The 20625-nt window shown below is 65.3% G+C and carries 15 protein-coding genes and 1 tRNA gene; 9 read left to right on the top strand and 7 right to left on the bottom strand.

Going from position 1 to position 20625, the window contains the following annotated elements:
* Positions 1–326: 326 nt before the first annotated feature.
* The 5 genes from ppa to hemC form a co-directional block, all read right to left on the bottom strand.
* The gene (gene ppa, locus CEJ42_RS07625) at positions 327–863 is read right to left on the bottom strand and encodes an inorganic diphosphatase (protein WP_079214528.1); all 537 of its coding nucleotides are present in this window, start codon (positions 861–863) and stop codon (positions 327–329) included.
* Positions 864–1175: 312 nt separating this feature from the next.
* Positions 1176–2375 carry a heme biosynthesis protein HemY gene (locus CEJ42_RS07620; protein ID WP_079214527.1) on the bottom strand — a complete coding sequence of 400 codons (1200 nt, stop codon included), beginning with the start codon at positions 2373–2375 and terminating at the stop codon, positions 1176–1178.
* A gap of 19 nt (positions 2376–2394) precedes the next feature.
* Complete coding sequence (locus CEJ42_RS07615) at positions 2395–3606, bottom strand: uroporphyrinogen-III C-methyltransferase (RefSeq protein ID WP_088750520.1); 1212 nt, start codon at positions 3604–3606, stop codon at positions 2395–2397.
* Complete coding sequence (locus CEJ42_RS07610) at positions 3603–4397, bottom strand: uroporphyrinogen-III synthase (RefSeq protein ID WP_088750519.1); 795 nt, start codon at positions 4395–4397, stop codon at positions 3603–3605. Before CEJ42_RS07610 ends, CEJ42_RS07615 begins: the two co-directional genes overlap by 4 nt.
* Complete coding sequence (hemC, locus tag CEJ42_RS07605) at positions 4381–5337, bottom strand: hydroxymethylbilane synthase (RefSeq protein ID WP_088750518.1); 957 nt, start codon at positions 5335–5337, stop codon at positions 4381–4383. Before hemC ends, CEJ42_RS07610 begins: the two co-directional genes overlap by 17 nt.
* A 178-nt stretch (positions 5338–5515) precedes the next feature.
* Here hemC and ppc point away from each other — a divergent pair, with 178 nt between their 5' ends.
* The gene (gene ppc, locus CEJ42_RS07600) at positions 5516–8422 is read left to right on the top strand and encodes a phosphoenolpyruvate carboxylase (RefSeq protein ID WP_088750739.1); all 2907 of its coding nucleotides are present in this window, start codon (positions 5516–5518) and stop codon (positions 8420–8422) included.
* A gap of 533 nt (positions 8423–8955) precedes the next feature.
* Entirely contained in the window at positions 8956–9792 is an 837-nt protein-coding gene (locus tag CEJ42_RS07595) for a dienelactone hydrolase family protein (protein WP_243397813.1), read from the top strand.
* 106 nt (positions 9793–9898) lie between these two features.
* On the opposite strand, the gene CEJ42_RS07590 is transcribed toward CEJ42_RS07595, so the two are convergent.
* Entirely contained in the window at positions 9899–10723 is an 825-nt protein-coding gene (locus CEJ42_RS07590; protein ID WP_079214522.1) for an HDOD domain-containing protein, read from the bottom strand.
* A gap of 377 nt (positions 10724–11100) precedes the next feature.
* On the opposite strand from CEJ42_RS07590, the gene argH reads away from it, so the two are divergent.
* From argH to CEJ42_RS07555, 7 genes are all read left to right on the top strand, one after another.
* Positions 11101–12495, top strand: a complete 1395-nt coding sequence (gene argH, locus CEJ42_RS07585) for an argininosuccinate lyase (protein ID WP_088750516.1) — start codon at positions 11101–11103, stop codon at positions 12493–12495.
* A 291-nt stretch (positions 12496–12786) separates the two neighbouring features.
* Positions 12787–13944, top strand: a complete 1158-nt coding sequence (locus CEJ42_RS07580) for an ABC transporter substrate-binding protein (protein ID WP_079214520.1) — start codon at positions 12787–12789, stop codon at positions 13942–13944.
* Between the two features lie 317 nt (positions 13945–14261).
* Complete coding sequence (locus tag CEJ42_RS07575) at positions 14262–15143, top strand: branched-chain amino acid ABC transporter permease (RefSeq protein ID WP_079214519.1); 882 nt, start codon at positions 14262–14264, stop codon at positions 15141–15143.
* 4 nt (positions 15144–15147) lie between these two features.
* A complete protein-coding gene (locus tag CEJ42_RS07570) occupies positions 15148–16035 on the top strand; it encodes a branched-chain amino acid ABC transporter permease (RefSeq protein ID WP_079214518.1) in 888 nt (295 codons plus the stop codon).
* Positions 16035–16796 (top strand): ABC transporter ATP-binding protein, encoded by a 762-nt coding sequence (locus CEJ42_RS07565; protein ID WP_079214517.1) that lies wholly within the window; start codon positions 16035–16037, stop codon positions 16794–16796. The genes CEJ42_RS07570 and CEJ42_RS07565 overlap by 1 nt, the downstream gene beginning before the upstream one ends.
* A complete protein-coding gene (locus CEJ42_RS07560) occupies positions 16793–17518 on the top strand; it encodes an ABC transporter ATP-binding protein (RefSeq protein ID WP_088750515.1) in 726 nt (241 codons plus the stop codon). Before CEJ42_RS07565 ends, CEJ42_RS07560 begins: the two co-directional genes overlap by 4 nt.
* 427 nt (positions 17519–17945) lie before the next feature.
* Positions 17946–18030 (top strand) — tRNA-Leu (locus CEJ42_RS07555).
* Between the two features lie 344 nt (positions 18031–18374).
* On the opposite strand, the gene pbpC is transcribed toward CEJ42_RS07555, so the two are convergent.
* The gene (gene pbpC, locus CEJ42_RS07550; RefSeq protein ID WP_088750514.1) at positions 18375–20624 is read right to left on the bottom strand and encodes a penicillin-binding protein 1C; all 2250 of its coding nucleotides are present in this window, start codon (positions 20622–20624) and stop codon (positions 18375–18377) included.
* Position 20625: the final 1 nt, after the last annotated feature.

Genomic DNA, 20625 nt, shown 5'->3' with positions numbered 1-20625 from the left:
CCTCCGCCATCCCGATGCAGGCCGGGATCCAGTGGCGTTGGCTGCGCAGTCAATGCCGACCTTCGCGCGCGACGAACGACACTGGGTCCTGACTTTCGTCAGGACGACACCGGGGAGGCGATTCCGACCACTTAGGGCCGGAGCTTCATCGTCGAAAGCAACTTGAAGCGCCTCGCGTGTGAATGACCGCCTACGTGTGATCACGGCGCAGGCCGGGATCCAGCGACGTTTTCCTGTACCGGCATCGGCATCCACCAAAACAACACATCAAAAAAGCAAAAAGCCGGCGCAGGGCCGGCTTTTTGCCTTCGCAAAGCAACTGCAGCTTACTTGGCAGCCTTCTTGTAGGCTTCCACGCCTGCCAGGATTTCTTCGCGGGCCGCGTCCGGGCCTTCCCAGCCTTCGACCTTGACCCACTTGCCCTTTTCCAGGTCCTTGTAGTGCTCGAAGAAGTGCTTGATCTGGCTCAGGCGCAGTTCGTTCAGGTCTTCCGGCTTTTGCCAGTGGGTGTAGATCGGCAGGATCTTGTCGACCGGCACGGCCAGCAGCTTGGCGTCGATGCCCGACTCATCGGACATCTTCAGCACGCCGATCGGACGGCAGCGCACCACCACGCCCGGGATCAGCGGGAACGGGGTGATCACCAGCACGTCGACCGGGTCGCCGTCTTGCGACAGGGTCTGGGGGATGTAGCCGTAGTTGCACGGATAGTGCATGGCGGTGCCCATGAAACGGTCGACGAAGATCGCGCCGGTATCCTTGTCCACTTCGTACTTGATCGGATCGGCGTTCATCGGGATCTCGATGATCACGTTGAAATCATTCGGCAGGTCGCGGCCGGAGGGAACGTTGTTCAGGCTCATGGGATTCTCACTAAGGGGGAAAGAAAACGAAAAAGCGGAATTCTGGATCGGCGCCAATCCGCGCATAAAGCGCGGAAATCGCAGAAAGCCGCAATTATAGCGGCATTCTGCCAAGCTTCCGACCTCGTACGCCCGGAAAAGCTCTGCCGGACCGTTTCCGCGCGCCAACCTGCATGCGCGCGGCCAACGGGCTCAGGCCTGGCGCCACCTTAGCGGCGGCAACTTACGCCAGCATGACAGCGCCGGCAGGCATGAAAAAAGGCGGAAGGGCCGCAGCCGCTTCCGCCTTTGTTCCGATACCGGCGAATTGGTTCAGCGGATCGCCGTAGCCAGCGCGCATTGCTTGTAGTGCGCGCTGGCTTGTTCGGGCTGGTCCAGTGCTTCGTGCAATTGCGCCAGCGCCAGGTGCGACTCGCGCACGGTGCGCGGCTCGATGGCGTCCGACAGGGCCTGCTCCAGATGACGCTGGGCCTTGCCCCACAGCTTCTGGCGCAGGCAGAACATGCCCAGGGTCAGGGCCAGCTCGGCGTCGGTCGGGTTCTTGGCCAGCCAGGCCTCGCAATGCTCGATCTGCGCCAGCAACGCGGCCGAACCGGCTTCCGCGGTCGACTCGCGGTAGGCGCGCAGCAGGCGGATGTCCCAGTCGGCGGCCAGCGCGCGTTCCAGCAAGGTGCGCGCCTCGTCGTGCAGGCCGCGGGTCGAGAAGGCATGCGCCGCGCGGGCCGCGATGAAGGGCTTGAGCTTGTCCGCGCTGGGCACGCCCGACCAAAGCAGGCGGATCGACTCGGCGTCGTGCGCGCGGTCCGACATCAGCGCATCGTAAGACATCTCGCGCAGGCGGTTCGACAGCGCCGGATGCAGCGCATTGCGCTTGTCCAGCGTCTGCACCAGGCGCAGCACCTCGGGCCAGTTCTTGGCTTGCTGGTTGGCCTTCAGGGCCCATTGCAGCGCCTGGATGTGGCGGGTGCCGTTGGCGTTGAGCTCTTCGACCGTTTCCAACGCCTGCTTGAAGTGATGCTCGTCGACCTGCAGCTCCAGCGCCGTCATCAGGCGCGCCGCCTTCAGGGTCGGATCGACTTCGGTGCTGGCCAGCCAGATATCGCGGCGGTCGCCCTGGCGCATGCGGTGCGCGGCGCGCGCGCCGATCAGCGCGGCGATGCCGGCGTTGTCCGGCAGGTCGGAGGCGCGCGTGGCAGACTTCTCGGCCTGGCCGAAACGGCCTTCGAAATAGGCCTTGAGGGAGTCGCGCAGGGCCTTGTTGCTCTCATTCTCGCGCTTGGCGCGGCGATAGGCGATCACGCGGCCGGGCAGCTTCTGCGTCAGGCGCACGGCGCGGATGACCACGTAGATGGCGAGGAAGATCGCCAGGATCGCGAAGATGAAGAAATTCAGCGAAAGATCGATCCGGTACGGCGGGTAGAACAGCACCACGTTGCCCGGATTGAAGCGCGCCAGCACGGCCAGGCCGATGGCGGACGCGAACAGGGTGAGAAGCCAGAGCAGGATTTTCATATCGATTGTCCTGTCCCGCTCAGTGGCGCGCTTTGTAGTTGCGCACCGCGTTCAGGCTCTCGGCCAGCGTCGGCATCTGGATCGCCAGGTTGCTGCCCTGCACCTGCTTCAACAGCGCCTGGGTGGTCTGCACCTGCTTGGCGCGCGTGTCGAAATACTTGGCGATGCTGTCTTGCGCTGCCGACAGGTCGTTGCGGAAGGCGAACTCATTGCGCGACAGCAGCGCCAGGCGGGCGTTGAGCAGGCGCAGCTTCAGGTTCTCGCGCACGAAGTAGGCCTGGCCCGGCGACAGCAGGATCGCCTCGGGCGTCTGCACTTCGCGGATGCGCACCAGCTGGCGCAGCTCGGCCCACATCTCGGTGCTCATGCTCTGCCATTTGTCCTGGGCGCCGGCCAGCCATTGCGACCAGGCCGACGGTTCGGCCGGGGCGTCGGCCGCCTGCGCCTTGCCGTTCTTGGCCGCGGCCTTTGCCGCCGGCTTGGCGGCCGGTTGCGGCGCCATGCGCGGCTTGGGTTCGTTGGCCGATTCGACCGGCTTCTCGTCCACCAGCAGCGGCATGTTGTCGATCTGGCCGATGGCGCTGTCCAGGCGCACGGCGATGCCGGCGATATCCACGGTGGGCAGCGCCTTCAAGCGGTCGATGTCGCGCGCGATCGCGCGGCGGATGGCGATGAACTGCGGCTTGTCCGAACGCGACAGGCTCTTGTCGGCGTTCTGCAGGGCGATCAGCGCGCCCTGCACGTTGCCGGCCAGCTCCAGCTGCTGGTCGGCGGTGGACAGCACTTCCTCGATCTCGGAGAGCGCCCAGTCGTCGCGGTTCTTGTTGAGGTCCTGGTACATCTGCTCCAGCGCCAGCTGCTGGCTCTGGGACTCGGCCTGCTTGCTGTCGAGCACGCTGACCTTGGATTGCAGTTCCTTGGTGTTTTCCTGAACCGACTTGAGCACGCCCTTGAGCTCGTTGTTGCTGTTGTCGCCGGTCTGCAGGCGCTGCGCGACTTCGCTGCGCAGGTCGCGCAGCTCGGTGCGCGACAGCCACCACTGGGCGCCCAGGGCGATGATGACCAGCAGCAGCAGGATGGTCAGCACGCGCTGGCGCCGGCGCAGCGGCGCGGTGCCGTCGGGAGCCGAGGAATAATAGGAGGATGCGGAAGACGCGGATGCGTTGTTGTAGCTCGCCTCCGGCTTGGTCTCCGGCAGATTGGACTCTGGGGTGGATTGCTGTTCGTTCATGGGCTGGATTGTAACGCGGCAAGTAGTCGTTCGTCGCCCGAACCGGCCAGGATCACTGCGCAAAAGCCCAGCGACTGGGCGGTCTGCGCGATCCTGTGGTGCGAGACGATGATCCGTTGTCGTTGCAGTTTTACCACACGATCATCGCCTCCGGCTAGTCTTGTCATCTCGATCAAATTGCGTAATGCCTCGGAACTGGTCACCACCCAGTCCGCGCCGTGGTCGGCCAAAGCCAGCAAGCGCGCGCGATTGCGCTCGTCCAGCGCGGGCGCCAGGCGGCGGTAGGCGGTCACGTGCTCGACCGTCACGCCCTGCTCTTGCAAGGCCTCGGTGAGGAAGTCGCGGCCGCTCTGGCCGCGCACCACCAGCACCCGCCCGCCGCGCAGGCGCGCAAGCGGCAGCGCCTTGAGCAGCTCCTCGGAATCCATCTTGCCGTCGCCCTGCGGCGCGAAGATGACGGCATTGCGCTCGTCGACGCCATGCGCGCGCAAGGCTGCGCGGCTGCCTTCGCCGACGATGCCGATCGGCACGCCGGCAGGCCAAGTGCCGAGGCAGCGAAAAGCCGCATCGATGGCGTTGGGACTGACGAACACGGCCAGCGCGAAGTCTTCCAGCCGGCCGAGCACGGCCTGCAGTTCGGAGGGGTCGTCGACCGGCTCGATGGCCAGCAAGGGAAATATCTCGGCCTGCCGCCCCAGCGCCTCGACGCGGGATGCGAAAGCCTGCGCCTGCTGCAGCGGCCGCGTCACCACGACCGGCGCAGCCCGGCCGCTATCAGGACGATTCGGCATCGGCCTGCGCCTTGCAGGCGGCAAGGATGGCGTCGGCGTCCTTGGCCTTGAGCAGGGCCGCGACCTGTTCGCCCAGCGCTTCCGGCGCGTCGGCGGAACCTTCGGCCTCGGCGGCGGCGCTGCGGCTGCCGTCGGGCGTGGCGATCATCGCGCGCAGGCGCACGCGCGCGCCGTCCACGGTGGCGTAGGCCGCCAGCGGGATCTGGCAGCTGGCGCCGAAGATGCGCGACACCGAGCGCTCGGCGGCCGAGGCCACGGCGGCGGCCTCGTCATGCAGCGGCGCCAGGAAGCGGCGCAGCTCTTCGCGACCGGCCGGGATCTCGATGGCCAGCGTGCCCTGGCCGGGCGACGGCAGGCTCTGCTCCGGCTCGAGGTAGAAGCGGATACGCTGCTTCAGGCCCAGGCGGTTCAGCCCGGCCACGGCCAGGATGATGGCCGCGTAGTCGCCGCGGTCGAGCTTGGAGAGGCGGGTGTCGAGGTTGCCGCGCAGCGGCTTGACCACCAGATGCGGGTAGCGCGCGGCAATCATCGCCTGGCGGCGCAGGCTGCTGGTGCCGACGACGGCGCCGGCCGGCAGCGCGTCCAGCGAGGCGTAGTCGTTGGAGACGAAGGCGTCGCGCGGATCCTCGCGCTCCATGATGACGGCCAGCTCGAATCCTTCCGGCAGCTCCATCGGCATGTCCTTCAGGCAATGCACCGCGAGATCGGCGCGCCCTTCGGCCATGGCCACCTCCAGCTCCTTGACGAACAGGCCCTTGCCGCCCACCTTGGACAGCGTGCGATCGAGGATCTGGTCGCCGCGGGTGGTGGTTCCGAGGATACTTATGCTGCACTGCGGATATAATGCCTGGATCCGGTCCCGCACGTGCTCGGCCTGCCACATGGCAAGGCGGCTCTCACGCGAGACGATGACGATTTTGGAAGGAGGGAATTCTTTCAAGACGGGCTTTCCGATTCAGTCGTGGCACCCGCGGCAGAGGAGACAGGGAAAGCAGGCGGCCGGTGATTTCAGACTGAAAATAATTAGACAGAGACAAAAATATCGACGCAAATTCTAGCATGCAGCACCGATCCACAAGCACGACTTTCTCCCTCGAAAACCGCAGCAAACGTTGATCATGGCAACTACAAATCCAACTAAACGCAGTGCCCGCTCCGCTTCCTCCAACTCCCGTTCCGGCGACGCAAAATCCACACCCGCCGCCAGCAAGACCGTTCGCGGCGTCGACAAGGACGCGCCGCTCAAAGAAGACATCCGCCTGCTCGGCCGCCTGCTGGGCGAGGTCGTGCGCGAACAGGAAGGCGACGAAGTCTTCGAGGTCGTCGAGACCATCCGCCAGACCGCCGTGCGCTTTCGCCGCGAGTCGGACGCCAAGGCCGGCGCCGAGCTCGACAAGCTGCTGAAGAAATTGACCCGCGACCAGACCAATTCGGTGGTGCGCGCCTTCTCGTATTTCTCGCACCTGGCCAACATCGCCGAGGACCAGCACCACAACCGCCGCCGCCGCGCGCACCTGCTGGCGGGTTCCGCGCCGCAGCCCAGCAGCGTGGCGTATGCGCTGTCGCGCCTGGATGACGCCGGCGTGTCCGGCGCCCAGGTGCGCAACTTCCTCAAGGATGCGCTGGTCTCGCCGGTGCTGACCGCCCACCCGACCGAAGTGCAGCGCAAGAGCATCCTGGACGCCGAGCGCGAGATCGCCCGCCTGGTGGCCGAGCGCGACAATCCGCTCACGCCCAAGGAGCTGCGCCACAACACCGAGCTGCTGCGCGCGCGCATCGCCACGCTGTGGCAGACGCGCATGCTGCGCTATACCAAGCTGACGGTGGCCGACGAGATCGAAAACGCCCTCTCCTACTACCGCATCACCTTCCTGCGCGAATTGCCGGCGCTGTACGACGACGTCGAAGCCGAGATCGACAGCCAGTTCCCCTCGCGCGGCAAATCCCGCGCGGCGGCCGAACTGCCGCCCTACCTGCAGATGGGCAGCTGGATCGGCGGCGACCGCGACGGCAATCCCAACGTCAACGCCGGCACCATGCAGCATGCGCTGAAGCGCCAGTCGGCCACCATCTTCGACTACTACCTGGAAGAGGTGCACACGCTGGGCGCCGAGCTCTCGATCTCGACCCTGATGGTGGACGCCAGCGCCGAGCTGCAAAAGCTGGCCGACGCCTCGCCCGACCATTCCGACCACCGCGCCGACGAGCCCTACCGCCGCGCCCTGATCGGCGTGTACGCGCGCCTGGCCGCCACCGCCCGCGCGCTGGGCGTGGTCAACATCCTGCGCCAGGAAGTGGGCGCCGCAGCGCCCTATGCCGCGCCGGCCGACTGCGTGGCCGAGCTGGAGGTGCTGGTGGCCTCGCTGCAGGCCAACCACGGCGCCGCGCTGGTCAAGCCGCGCCTGGCGGGCTTGAAGCGCGCTGTCGAGATCTTCGGCTTCCACCTGGCCACGCTGGACATGCGCCAGAGCTCCGACATCCACGAGCGCGTGCTGGCCGAGCTGTTCGCCAAGGCGCAGGTGGAAAACGACTACGCGGCGCTGAGCGAGGAACGCAAGGTCGCGCTGCTGCTGGGCGAACTGTCCAGGCCGCGCCTGCTGTATTCGCCCTACCTGGACTACGCCGACGAAACCAATTCCGAGCTCGCCATCCTGCGCACCGCGCGCGAGATCCGCCGCCGTTACGGCGAGCGCGCCATCCGCAACTACATCATCTCGCACACCGAGACCCTGTCCGACCTGCTGGAAGTGCTGCTGCTGCAGAAGGAGACGGGCCTGCTGCACATCGAAGGCAACCAGCTGAAGGAACTGGAGCTGATGGTCATCCCGCTGTTCGAGACCATCCCCGACCTGCGCTGCGCCGCCGAGATCATGCGCGGCTGGCTGACGCTGCCGCAGGTCAAGCCGCTGATCACCAAGCAGGGCAAGCTGCAGGAAGTGATGCTGGGCTATTCGGATTCCAACAAGGACGGCGGCTTCCTGACCTCCAACTGGGAGCTCTACAAGGCCGAGAACCAGCTGGTCGAGCTGTTCAACGAGGCAGGCGTCAAGCTGCGCCTGTTCCACGGCCGCGGCGGCACCGTCGGCCGCGGCGGCGGCCCGAGCTACCAGGCCATCCTGGCGCAGCCGCCGGGCACCGTGAACGGCCAGATCCGCCTGACCGAACAGGGCGAGATCATCGCCTCCAAGTTCTCCAATCCGGAAATCGGCCGCCGCAATCTGGAACTGCTGGTCGCCGCGACCCTGGAAGCCAGCCTGATGCCGCATGCGGCCGACGGCAAGGAGGCCAGGAAGCTGGCCGAGTTCGAGCGCGTGATGGAAGAGTTGTCCGAACGCGCCTACCGCGCCTACCGCAACCTGGTCTACGAGACCCCGGGCTTCACCGACTACTTCTTCGCCGCCACGCCGATCGCCGAAATCGCGCAGCTCAACATCGGCTCGCGCCCGGCCTCGCGCAAGGCGACCCAGCGCATCGAAGACCTGCGCGCGATTCCCTGGGGCTTCTCCTGGGGCCAGTGTCGCCTGCTGTTCCCGGGCTGGTACGGCTTCGGCAGCGCGGTCTCGGGCTGGCTGGAAGACGCCGGCAACGCCAAGGAAAACGCCAGGCGCCTGGCCACGCTGCGCGCCATGTGCAAGGAATGGCCGTTCTTCGCGGCGCTGCTGTCCAACATGGACATGGTGCTGTCCAAGACCGACCTCGCCGTGGCCTCGCGCTACGCGGGACTGGTGGCCGACCGCAAGCTGCGCAACACGATCTTCGGCCGCATCACCGACGAGCACGAGCGCACCAGCGCCCTGCTGTCCTCGATCACCGGCAGCAAGGAACGCCTGTCGGCCAACCCGCTACTGGCGCGCTCGATCAAGAACCGCTTCGCCTACCTCGACCCGCTGAACCACCTGCAGGTCGAACTGATCAAGCGCCACCGCGCCACCGTGGCCGCCAAACGCACGCCGGAAGAACGCGTGCAGCGCGGCATCCACCTCACCATCAACGGCGTCGCCGCCGGCCTGCGCAACACCGGCTGACGCCGACAGCACGCCGCCACGGCCGATGGCCGAGCCGTCCGGCAAGCCCCGTCGAGGACCACTCGGCGGGGCTTTTTTCATTGCCCGCGGACAATTCAGGAAATGGATGAAACGCTGCGTCTCAAGAACCGCGTTAGCATGCCGATAACCTATGATCAGGATGGCATTTGACGCCCCGGCAACTGTGTTGCGCGGGCCGGACAGGCGACGCCGCTTCCTGAGCTGGATCAGTTTTTTTGCGTTGCAAAAACACGGTTGGCCCGACACGAACGGGCTTCATTTTGTAAAATAGAACCTCAACAAGGATCAAACCGCAGCCGCCGCAGCCGGACGTGGATTCTTTATCGAAGAATCAACCTCACGGCGCATGGGGACGCATCGAGAACGGCGGCGCGGGTATCGACACGGGGAATCACACAAACATGCGTATCCGGGGAAAATCTCTCGTCTCGCTTTGCTTCGGCGCTCTCTTTTTCGCAGCCGCCTCCACGCTCGTCCACGCCGCGCCCAATTCGGCGCCGCCTCCGCCGCTGGTGGCCCAGCGCGTCTCGCTGACCAGCGTCGACGGCAAGGGCGGCCGCGCCACCTCGCTGTACGGCGTATGGATCAAGGCCCGCACCTCGCTTGCCACCGACAAGAACGGCAAGTTCCCGACCGTCATCGCCATGCACGGCTGCGGCGGCCTCTACAGCATGGTGCGCGACGGCAAGGGCGAATTCACGCCGCGCCACCTGGCGATGGCGCGCGTGCTCACGGACGCCGGTTACAACGTCCTGTTCCCGGACAGCTTCACGCCGCGCGGCCGCCGTTCGACCTGCCAGGACAGCCTGTCCCAGCGCGAAGCCAGCGCCCAGAACCGCCGCTACGACGTGCAAGCCGCCCTGCACTGGGTGTCGCAGCAAAAGGATGTGGACACCACCCGCCTGGCCCTGCTGGGCTGGTCGCATGGCGCCTCCACCATCCTCGCGTCGCTGAACCTGGCCGACACCGATGTGGCCGTGCGCAAGATCCAGCCGCGTGCGGCCGTGGCCTTCTATCCGGACTGCCGCCCCTACGCCAAGCCCAGCGAACCGTTCAAACCGGCCTCGCCGCTGCTGATCCTGATGGGCGAGAACGACGACTGGACGCCGCCGCAGGCCTGCGAGGCGATGCAGAAGAAGATGCAGGGCGCCGACACCGAGATCGCGCTGCGCCTCTATCCGGACACCTACCATGACTTCGACGCGCCCGGCATGCCGGTGCACGTGCGCATGGACATCGCCGGCGTGGGCAAGCCCGGCGAAGGCGTGACCAGCGGCGCCAACCCGGATGCCCGGGCCCTGGCTTATCGTTCGATGCTGAACTTCCTGGACGCCAAGCTGAACTACTGACCGCCGGTCACTGATCGGACGCGCCAATAAAAAATGCCGGCCACTTGCGTGCGCCGGCATTTTTGCTTGCAAGGCCCGCCGCAACGGCGAGCCCGCATCACTCGCTTCAGTTGATCAGTTCCTGCATGCCCTCGCTCAGCTCGGCCAGCGGCGGCATTTCTTCGGTGAAGACGTCGAACTTCAGGCCCAGCTTCTCGGCCACGTCGGCCGGGAAGGTCGACTCCAGTTCATCGGCGGAATACTTGTTCTCCTCGGCGCGGGCGCGCCAGGCAGCCAGGTGGACGATCGCGGCGAACTGGTCGAACTTGCCTTCCAGCGGCTGCGGGAAAGACTTGATGACCTGCGAGAACTCGTCCGGGAAGCGCCAGCGCTTGGCCAGCTCGGCGCCGACGTCGGAGAAGTCGTAACCGAAGGACTTGCGCTCCACATCCAGGCGGCGCGCATCCAGTGGGCCTGCGACCTTGTCCACCTGCAGCGCCTGCTCGGGCATGCCGGCGTGCATCACCAGCTGGCCGATGGCGTGCATCAGGCCGACGGTGAAGGCGAAATCGGAATTGACCTTGATGCGCTTGGCCAGCCATTTGGCCACGACGGCCGTATCCAGGCTGTAGCGCCAGAACAGCTTCAGGTCCACGCCCGGCAGCTTCTTGAAGCTGCCCGCCATGCCGGTGGACACCACCAGCGTGCGCACGGTCATGAAACCGAGCATCAGCACGGCGTCTTCGACGGTGCCGATGGTGCGCGAGACGTGGTAATACGAGGAATTGGCCAGGCGCAGGATCTTCGCGCTCAGCACCTGATCTGCCGCCAGTTTCTTGCCGATCTCCTCGATGGAGACCGATTCGTTGTTGAAGCTCTCGATGACTTCCTGCACCACCTTGGGAATGCTGGGCAATGCGGTTTGCTGCTGAAACAGTGCTTCCAAATTCATGACCTTCTCTCCTGTAAGACCTGTAAGACGACCCCCAAACATCTTGCTTTCTTCAGCGCTTCTTAACTTCCTCGCTTAACTGCCAAGTTAGTCATCGCGATTCGAGTATAGCGGCCAAATTTGCCACTCGGGCAAGCTTTTTGTGCTTTACGGGAGAGACTGCGCCGAAACAACAAGCACAAACAATGCCATGCGGAAACATCACAAATTCTCAGCTCATCACTGATGGAAAAACGGCTTCCCGGGACATGGAAAAAGCGTGCGCAAGACAGCGCGGCGGATGCGAAAAAACCGCATTGATCAGCATTTCCCACTGCGGCGGCGTGGCTTGGCGCGGCAGCGCTTGCTATAATCGCCCATTCTCCGGAATTCCCAATATGACAGACCAATTTTCGAAAAAGAGCGAAGCCTGGTCGGCTCGCTTTTCTGAACCCGTTTCCGACCTCGTCAAGCGCTACACCGCATCGGTCTTCTTCGACAACCGCCTGGCCCAGGTCGACATCCAGGGCTCGCTGGCCCACGCCGAGATGCTCGCGCACCAGGGCATCATCAGCGCCGCCGATTACGCCGAGATCCAGCGCGGCATGGCGCAGATCAAGGGCGAAATCGACGCCGGCAAGTTCGAGTGGCTGCTGGACCTGGAAGACGTCCACCTCAACGTCGAGAAGCGCCTGACCGAACTGGTCGGCGACGCCGGCAAGCGCCTGCACACCGGCCGCTCGCGCAACGACCAGGTCGCCACCGACATCCGCCTCTACATGCGCGGCGCGGTCGACGACATCATCGGCCTGCTGCGCGAACTGCGCAGCGCCCTGCTGGACCTGGCCGAGCAGCACGCCGACACCATCCTGCCGGGCTTCACCCACATGCAGGTGGCGCAGCCGATCACCTTCGGCCACCACGTGCTGGCCTATGTCGAGATGTTCGGCCGCGACGCCGAACGCATGGCCGACGCCAGGAAGCGCATCAACCGCCTGCCGCTGGGCGCCGCCGCGCTGGCCGGCACCACCTTCCCGATCGACCGCCTGCGCGTGGCCAAGACCCTGGGCTTCGACGACGTCTGCCGCAACTCGCTGGACGCCGTCTCTGACCGCGACTTCGCCATCGAATTCTGCGCTAGCGCCGCGCTGGTGATGACCCACATCTCGCGCATGTCCGAGGAGCTGGTGATCTGGATGAGCCCGCGCGTGGGCTTCATCGACATCGCCGACCGCTTCTGCACCGGCTCGTCGATCATGCCGCAGAAAAAGAACCCGGACGTGCCCGAACTTGCCCGCGGCAAGACCGGCCGCGTCAACGGCCACCTGATCTCGCTGCTGACCCTGATGAAAGGCCAGCCGCTGGCCTACAACAAGGACAACCAGGAAGACAAGGAACCGCTGTTCGACACCGTCGACACCCTGACCGACACGCTGCGCATCTTCGCCGACATGGCGCGCGGCATCAGCGTCAAGCCTGAAGCCATGCGCGCCGCCGCGCTGCAGGGCTACGCCACCGCCACCGACCTGGCCGACTACCTGGTCAAGAAGGGCCTGCCCTTCCGCGACGCCCACGAAGCCGTCGCGCACGCGGTGCGTACCTGCGTGGACCGCGGCTGCGACCTGGCCGACCTGTCGCTGGATGAACTGCGCGCGTTCTCGTCGCTGGTCGGCGAAGACGTGTTCGAGGTATTGACGCTGGAAGGCTCGGTCGCCGCGCGCGACCACATCGGCGGCACCGCGCCCAACCAGGTGCGTGCGGCCATCGCGCATATCCGCAACGAACTGAAATAAGCACCACCCGCCGTTCCCTCGGGAACGGTCATTCGCATGCCGCGGCATGGTTCCCTACCCGGGAGCCCTGCCGCGGGTTGTAGAAGCCGGTCCGGCGCCTCTTTTTGAGGTATGCTGTGCCGGCTGTATCGAAAGGGGCCGCAAAACGGCCTTCAGAGGATGGAGCACAAGTCCCGTTATCCCGGGCGCCTTTTGCATCATCCTCGATGAAGGAATCGCCGTAGACACTCGCGCCGGGCTGCGCGGGCGTGGACGTCCGGTTCCAAAATATCTAACTGAGGAGAGAACTCGATGCAAATCAATACCATGCTCAAGACCATTCCCGCGCTGCTGCTGGGCGCAACCCTGGCGCACGGCGCCGTCGCCGCCGACATCAAGCTGGGCGTCGCCGAAGCGCTGACCGGCCCGGCCGCCAAGTACGGCGTGGCCATCAAGAACGGCTTCACGCTGGCCGCCGAAGAGATCAACGCCAAGGGCGGCGTCAACGGCAACAAGCTGGCCCTGGTCGTCGAAGACGAACAAGGCAAAAAAGAAGAAGCCATCAACGTCTTCAAGAAACTGATCTTCCAGGACAAGGTGCTGGCAGTGTTCGGCCCCACCCTGTCGAACTCGGCCTTCGCCGCCGACCCGATCGCCAACGCCGCCAAGGTCGTGGCCTTCGGCACCAGCAACACCGCTGACGGCATCACCGCGATGGGCCCCTTCACCTTCCGCAACTCCGTGATGGAAGCCGACGTGCTGCCCGTCACCGTCAAGGCCGCCGTGAAGCACTTCGGCATCAAGAAGGTCGCCGTGATCTACGGTAACGACGACGCCTTCACCAAGTCCGGCTACGACGTCTTCAAGGCCACCCTGGAACAGCAGAAGATCCCGACCACCACCACCGAGGCCTATGCCAAGGGCGACGTCGACTTCAAGGCCCAGCTGACCAAGATCAAGGCCGGCAACCCGGACGCCATCGTCTGCTCCTGCCTGGCCGAGGAAGCCGCCAACATCATCCTGCAGACCCGCGCGCTGGGCATGAAGCAGCCGTTCATCGGCGGCAACGGCCTGAACTCGCCGAAGCTGTTCGAGATCGCCAAGGACGCCGGCGACAACACCCTGATGGGCAGCCCCTGGTCGTCGGAAAACCTGACCCCGGCCAACAAGGCGTTCATCGCGGCCTTCAAGACCAAGTTCGGTTCCGATCCCGACCAGTTCGCCGCGCAAGCGTATGACGCCCTGTACATCGTGGCCGAAGCGCTGAAGAACGTGAAGCTGTCCGGCAACCTGGCCAAGGACCGCGACGCCCTGCGTGAAGCGCTGCCGGCCGTGAAGATCGACGGCGCCACCGGCAAGTTCGCCTTCCGCGCTGCGCCCCCGGTTGCGGGCAAGCAGGTCGGTTTCGACGCCGACCAGGAAGCGATCGTCAACATCGCCAAGGGCGGCAAGTTCGTCCTGCTGAAGTAATCGCCGAAGCGATTCGGCTACGCAGCGAAGCTCTCCTCCGCAAGTACGGCGCGGCCGCCCTCCGGGCGGTCGTGCCGCACCCGAAGGCGCGCAAGCATCACCGGCTGCCAATCCGGTTCCTAAAAGTACGGAATACAGAACAGGCCTGAAGACTCACCAAGAGTGGCCGACAAAACGCCGCACGCGGGAAGCGCCGCGACGTTTTGCCGGCGGCTCTTCAAAGGCCGCAGTTCCGACGATGTAACGAGGGATACATCGCCCGCCTGCCGAGGGATACGTCATGCGCGGGAGCGAACCCACCACCTAATGCAGGCCCTATGTTAGAACAACAGCTCATCAATGCCCTTTCGCTGGGCAGCGTGTACGCGCTCTTCGCGCTCGGTTTCACGCTGGTCTTCGGCGTGTTGGGCGTGATCAATCTTTCGCACGGCGCGATCTTCATGCTGGGCAGCTACGCCGCCCTCTTGCTGGTCGAGCAAATGGCGCTGCCGCTCTGGCTGGCGCTGATCCTGGCCATGATCGCCACCGGCCTGATCGGCCTGATCGTCGACGTGCTGGTGTTGAAGCCTTTGCGCAAACGCAATGCGCCCCACCTGATTCCCATGATCGCCACCATCGGCGTGGCCATCATGATCACCAACATTTCGCAGGGCATCTTCGGTGCCGAGAACAAGCGCTTCCCGGTGGGCACCATCCCCGAGGAGAGCGTGAGCCTGGGCAACCTGCACATCACCGCGGTGCAGGTGGCGATCGTGGTGATCGCCTTCGTGCTGATGGTGGTGCTCTTGGGCGTGATGCGCAAGACGCAGCTCGGCCGCGCGCTGCGCGCCATCGCCGAGTCGCCCAAGGCGGCCTACCTGCTGGGCATCAACGTCGAGGGCCTGTTCCTTCTGACCTCGTTTGCCGCAGCGGCGCTCGGGGGAGCTGCCGGCGTGCTGGTGGGCGTGTCCTTCAACGCGATCTCGCCCTTCATGGGCCAGCCGATGCTGCACAAGGGCATCGCCGTGATCATCCTGGGCGGCATGGGCGACATCCGCGGCGCGATGATCGGCGGGCTGTTCCTCGGTTTCGCCGAGGTGCTGACCGTGGCTTACATCTCGAGCGACTTCCGCGACGCGGTGGCCTTTGGCCTCCTGTTCCTGATCCTGCTGGTCAAGCCGTCCGGCATGTTTGGCAAAGTGCTGGAAAGAAAGGCATAAGACCATGAGCTTTATGGAATGGTGGGATGGCTTCTGGGCCACCTACAACACCGTCATTTTCAGCATCGGCGTCAACGCCATGCTGGCCCTCTCCATCTACGTGACGCTCTCGTGCGGCCTGCTGTCGCTGGCCAACGCGGCGTTCATGGGCATCGGCGCCTACACCGCGTCGCTGTTGACGATGCAATACGACCTGCCGCTGCCCATCGCGCTGGCCGCCGGCGGCGTGCTGCCCTCGCTGGTGGCGCTGGTGATCGGCATCCCGACGCTGCGCCTGTCCGGAGTCTACCTGGCCATGGCCACGCTGGGCTTCGGCGAAGTGGTGCGCGTGATCGTGCTCAACCTCGACATCACCGGCGGCCCCATGGGCCTGAACGGCGTGCCGCCGCTGACCGAGTGGTGGCATATCGTGCTGCTCTTGGGCGTGACCATCTACGCGCTGGCGCGCCTGCGCCGCTCCAAGACCGGCCGCGCCTTCGAGGCGATCAAGGAAGACGAAGTGGCGGCGCGCCTGATGGGCGTGAACGTGGCCGGCTATAAGCTGCTGGCCTTCGTCATCGGGGCGGCCATTGCCGGCGTGGCCGGCGGCCTGAACGCGCACTTCACGTTCACCATCGGCCCCAACAACTACGGCTTCGAGAACGCGGTCGACATCCTGACCATGGCGGTCTTCGGCGGCACCAGCAACCTGATCGGCCCGATGATCGGCTCGACCATCCTGTCGCTGTTGCCGGAAGTGCTGCGTCACTTCAAGGACTTCCGCCTGGCCATCAACGGCCTGATCCTGATCCTGGTGGTGCTCTACCTGCCCAAGGGCATCTGGGACCCGCGCCGCATCCGCGCGTTCCTGGGCCGCAACGCTGCTGACCAAGCAGGAAAGAAGGTGAAGTGATGCTGTTAGAACTCAAGCAAATCAGCAAGAACTTCGGCGGCCTGCAGGTGCTGCAGGGCGTGAACTTCAACGTCAACGAAGGCGAGATCTTCGGCCTGATCGGCCCCAACGGCGCCGGCAAGACCACGGTCTTCAACCTCATCACGGGCCTTTTGCGCGCCTCTTCGGGCAGCATCAGCTTCAACGGCGAAGACATCGGCGAAGTCGCCCCGCACAAGATCACTGAACGCGGCATCGCGCGCACCTTCCAGAACATCCGCGTGTTCAAGGAAATGACGCTGCTGGAAAACGTCGTGGTCGGCATGCACGACCACCTGAACTACGGCGTGGCCAGCATGCTGTTCAACCTGGGCGGCTTCCGCAAGGTAGAGAAAGAAGCGCGCGAGCGCGCGCTGGAGCTGCTGTCGTGGGTGCGCCTGGATCACAAGGCGCACATGCTGGCCGACAGCCTCTCCTACGGCGAGCAGCGCAAGCTGGAGTTCGCCCGCGCGCTGGCCACCAAGCCCAAGCTGCTGTTGCTGGACGAACCGGTGGCCGGCATGAATCCGTCGGAGAAGACCGAACTGATGGCCGAGATCGTCAACATCAAGCAGCGCGGTTTCTCGATCTTCATGATCGAGCACGACATGCGCTTCGTGATGGGCCTGTGCGAGCGCATCGCCGTGCTCAACTTCGGCAAGATCATCGCCGAAGGCACGCCGGACCAGATCAAGAACAACCAGGAAGTGATCGAGGCCTACCTCGGCAAGGAAGAAGCATGACAGGCGCCACCAAACCCATCCTGCAGGTCGAGGACCTGGCCGTCGCCTACGGCCACATCGAAGCGGTCAAGGGCATCAGCCTGACATTGAACGAAGGCGAGATCACCGCGCTGGTCGGCGCCAACGGCGCCGGCAAGAGCACCTCGCTGCTGGCCATTTCCGGACTGGTGAAGGCGGCCCGCGGCAAGGTGCTGTTCAACGGCGAAGACCTGACCAGGTTGTCGCCGCACCGCATCGTCGAATCCGGCGTGGTGCAGGTGGCCGAAGGCCGCGCCACACTGACCACGCTCACCGTCGAGGAAAACCTCGCGCTGGGCGCCTACACCCGTCGCGACAAGGACGGCGTGGCGCGCGACCTGGAGTGGGTGTATTCCCTCTTCCCGGTGCTGAAGAACCGCGCCGCGGGTCTCGCCGGCAACCTCTCCGGCGGCGAGCAGCAGATGCTGGCGATCGGCCGCGCGCTGATGGCCAAGCCCAAGGTCCTGCTGCTGGACGAACCGTCGATGGGGCTGGCCCCGCTGATCATCCAGGAGATCTTCCGCATCGTGCAGGAGATCAACAAGACCGGCATGACGGTGCTGCTGGTGGAACAGAACGTGCGCCAGGCGCTGCGCATCGCGCAACGCGGCTACGTGCTGGAGACCGGCAAGATCGTGCTGGAAGACAGCGGCGCCAACCTGCTGGGCAATCCCAAGGTGGTCGAGGCTTATCTGGGCGGTTGATCTGCACGCCTGCCAGGTGCAATGGACAACGGCGACCCTGGCGGTCGCCGTTTTTCTTTGTGCCGGTTGTCTGGATCGCTCTGCGGCTCTTTACGCGCAACAAACGTCACTGGGTCCCCGCCTTCGCGGGGACGACGGGTGCTGAGGCGAGCAACGCGTGCAGAGGTGGCGGCTATCGCGTCTTGCCGTCTTTGCGATAGCCAGGATCCGGCGTCGCTGCGCTGATATCGACACGCCACCAGCACCACCGAATCTCGCGCTTCCCGGCGGTGGCGCAGCGGCAAAAACCAGAGTGAAAACAGCTGATCTGAACCACTCGAAAAAAAATCCGTAAAAAATTCAAATTAGCTGTTGACCACCTGCAGAATTACCCTTAATATGCAGCCTCTTTCAAGCACGGCAACAAAGCAGCAACGCAGTGCAGAAGGCCCACGTGGCGGAATTGGTAGACGCGCATGGTTCAGGTCCATGTGCCGCGAGGTGTGGGGGTTCGAGTCCCTCCGTGGGCACCAAAACATAAAAGGTCGATTAACGAAAGTTAATCGGCCTTTTGCGTTTTGGGGTACACGAGCAAAGCGCCTGCGCGCTTTGCGGGTGGGACTCGAAAGCCCGGCCTTGCAAGGCCGGGCGGGGTCGAGGTACGTGACCGAGTCCCTCCGTGGGCACCAAAACATAAAAGGTCGATTAACGAAAGTTAATCGGCCTTTTGCGTTTTTGGCGACCTTTTACGTTTCCGGATCCCGATCCGGAACCACAAAAAATGAAAGCCGGCAGCGCAAGATGCACTGCCGGCTTTTTTCTTTTTGCAGATCCGGTTTTGGGGATTCGGCTTCGCGCAAGCAATGCGCTCACGACCTCATTTCTTCTTCGCATCCGCGCGCGGCCGTTCCACCGCGCCGCGCACTTCGAACCGCACGCGGTCCAGCTCCTGCCCCGCCGCATCCTGCAACACCAGCACATGCCTGCCCGGCCACGGCATCCAGTCGTAGGCCAGGTCGTCGCTGGCGTTCGCGGCGATGCGCTGCATCCGGGGCTGGCCCCCTTTCAGAATGGCGTCCGGCATCGCTTTTCCGTCCAGTACCCAGCGGCTTCCGGCTGACACGCCCTGCGCGCGAAAACGGATGCGCTGGCGCGCCGGAGGAATGTCCGGGTCGAGCGCGGTCAGCATGCCTGCCGTCGGATAGGAAATCGACGGACGAATCTCGCGTGCGCGCACGATGCGGATCTCCGGTTGCGCGGTGCCGGGCAGGAAGTATTCTGTGCGCGCCGCTTCGACCTCGTCTTCGTAGCGGATCGCGCGCGCCTCGACGGCGGCCGGCTTTTGCGGCGCGGCGTCCGGCCGTCGCGCATGCAGGTACTGCATCAGCTCCTGCCACACGGGCGCGGCGCCGGTGACGCCGGAGACGTCCCACATCGGCGCGCCCGACGCATTGCCGACCCACACGCCGACCGTGTAGCGCGCCGAATAGCCGACGCACCAGTTGTCGCGCATGTCCTTGGAAGTGCCCGTCTTCACCGCCGTCCACATGCGGGTGGACAAGGCGTTCTCGAGGCCGAAGGTGCGCGCGCGTGCGCTGCGGTCGGAGAGAATGTCGCCGATGATGAAGGACGCATCCGGATCCATCGCCCGGCTGAAGCGGGGCGGCGCGCCGGCCTCATCGAAGCGCGTGCGCAGCGGCGAATAACGTCCCTGGTTGGCCAGCGCGCGGTAGGCGTTGGCCAGATTGGCCAGCGTGACGTCGGCGCTGCCCAGGGCCAGGCTGTAGCCGTAATAGTCGCCGCTCTCGCGCAGGTTCATTCCCAGCGCCTGCAGGCGCTGGAAAAAGCGCTCCGGCGACACCATCACCAGCGTGCGTACCGCCGGGATGTTGAGCGAGGAACCCAGCGCGGTGCGCAGGCTCACCAGGCCCTTGAACTGCTTGTCGTAGTTCTGCGGAATGTAGAGTCCGGCCGAGGTGGCCAGGTTGACCGGCGAGTCGTCCAGCAGTGACGCGGCGGTCAGCCATTTCTTCTCGATCGCCAGTTCGTAGAGAAAGGGCTTGAGCGTGGAGCCGGCCTGGCGCTGCGCCACCACGCCGTCGACATTGGCGGCGGCCGACAGGCTGCCGCTGGAGCCGACCCAGGCCAGCACGTCGCCGCTGGCGTTGTCGATCACGATCACCGCGCCGTCCTCGATATTGCGCTCCGCCAGGCCGGCCAGCTGGTGGCGCAGCGTCTGCGCCGCGAAGCGCTGCAGCGGGGCGTCCAGGGTGGAGCGCAATTGCTGGCCGGGGCGGCTGAGCAGCTTGCGCGCCAGGTGCGGCGCCAGCTGCGGCGCATCGCTGGCGCCCGGCAGGTCGCGGCGGGCGGCCGCGCGCGCCAGCGCCAGTTCCGTCGCGCCGTCCATTCCGTTGCACTGCTGCGGCACGCCCTCTTCCTTCAGGATCGCGCAGGCGCGCTCGGCCACGCGGCGCGGCGCGGCGTTGGGCGCGCGGATCAGCGCCACGGCGATCGCCGCTTCGCCCTGGTTCAGGCCGCTGGGATGCTTGCCGAACATCACGCGCGACAACGCGTGCACACCGACCAGTTCGCCGCGGAAAGCCACCATGTTGAGATAGGCCTCGAGGATCTGGTCCTTGCGCCAGGAGCGCTCCAGCGCCTGGGCGATGAAGGCCTGCGACACTTTCTGCGTGAAGGAGCGTGCGCCGGACTTGCGACGCAGGTCGTCATAGATCAGGCCGGCCAGCTGCATGGTGATGGTGGACGCGCCGCGCGTGCGCGTATGCCACAGGTTGCCCCAGGCGGAAGCCGCCACCGCGTTCCAGTCCACGCCGCTGTGCTGGTAGAAACGCCGGTCCTCGGACGCCACCAGCGCGCTGCGCAACGCCGGCGACACGTCCTCCAGCTTGACCCAGGACAGCTTGCGCTCGTCCATGTTCAGGCGCATGCGCTGCAGCAGCTCGCCGTAACGGTCATAGAGGCTGGCCTCCGACGGCAGGAAATCGCGCTGCACCTCGGCGAACGAGGGCACCGCGCCGGCCGCCGCGGGCAACAGCAGCGCGGCGCCCAGGGCCAGCGCCCGCAACGCGGCGGCCAGCCTGCCCGGGGACTTCATGCCTGCGTTCATC

Origin of the sequence: Herbaspirillum robiniae (assembly GCF_002213415.1) — a bacterium.
GTDB classification, from domain to species: Bacteria; Pseudomonadota; Gammaproteobacteria; order Burkholderiales; family Burkholderiaceae_D; genus Herbaspirillum; species Herbaspirillum robiniae.
Note: the sequence above shows the minus strand (reverse complement) of the source record. Positions and strands in the feature narration are given on the sequence as shown.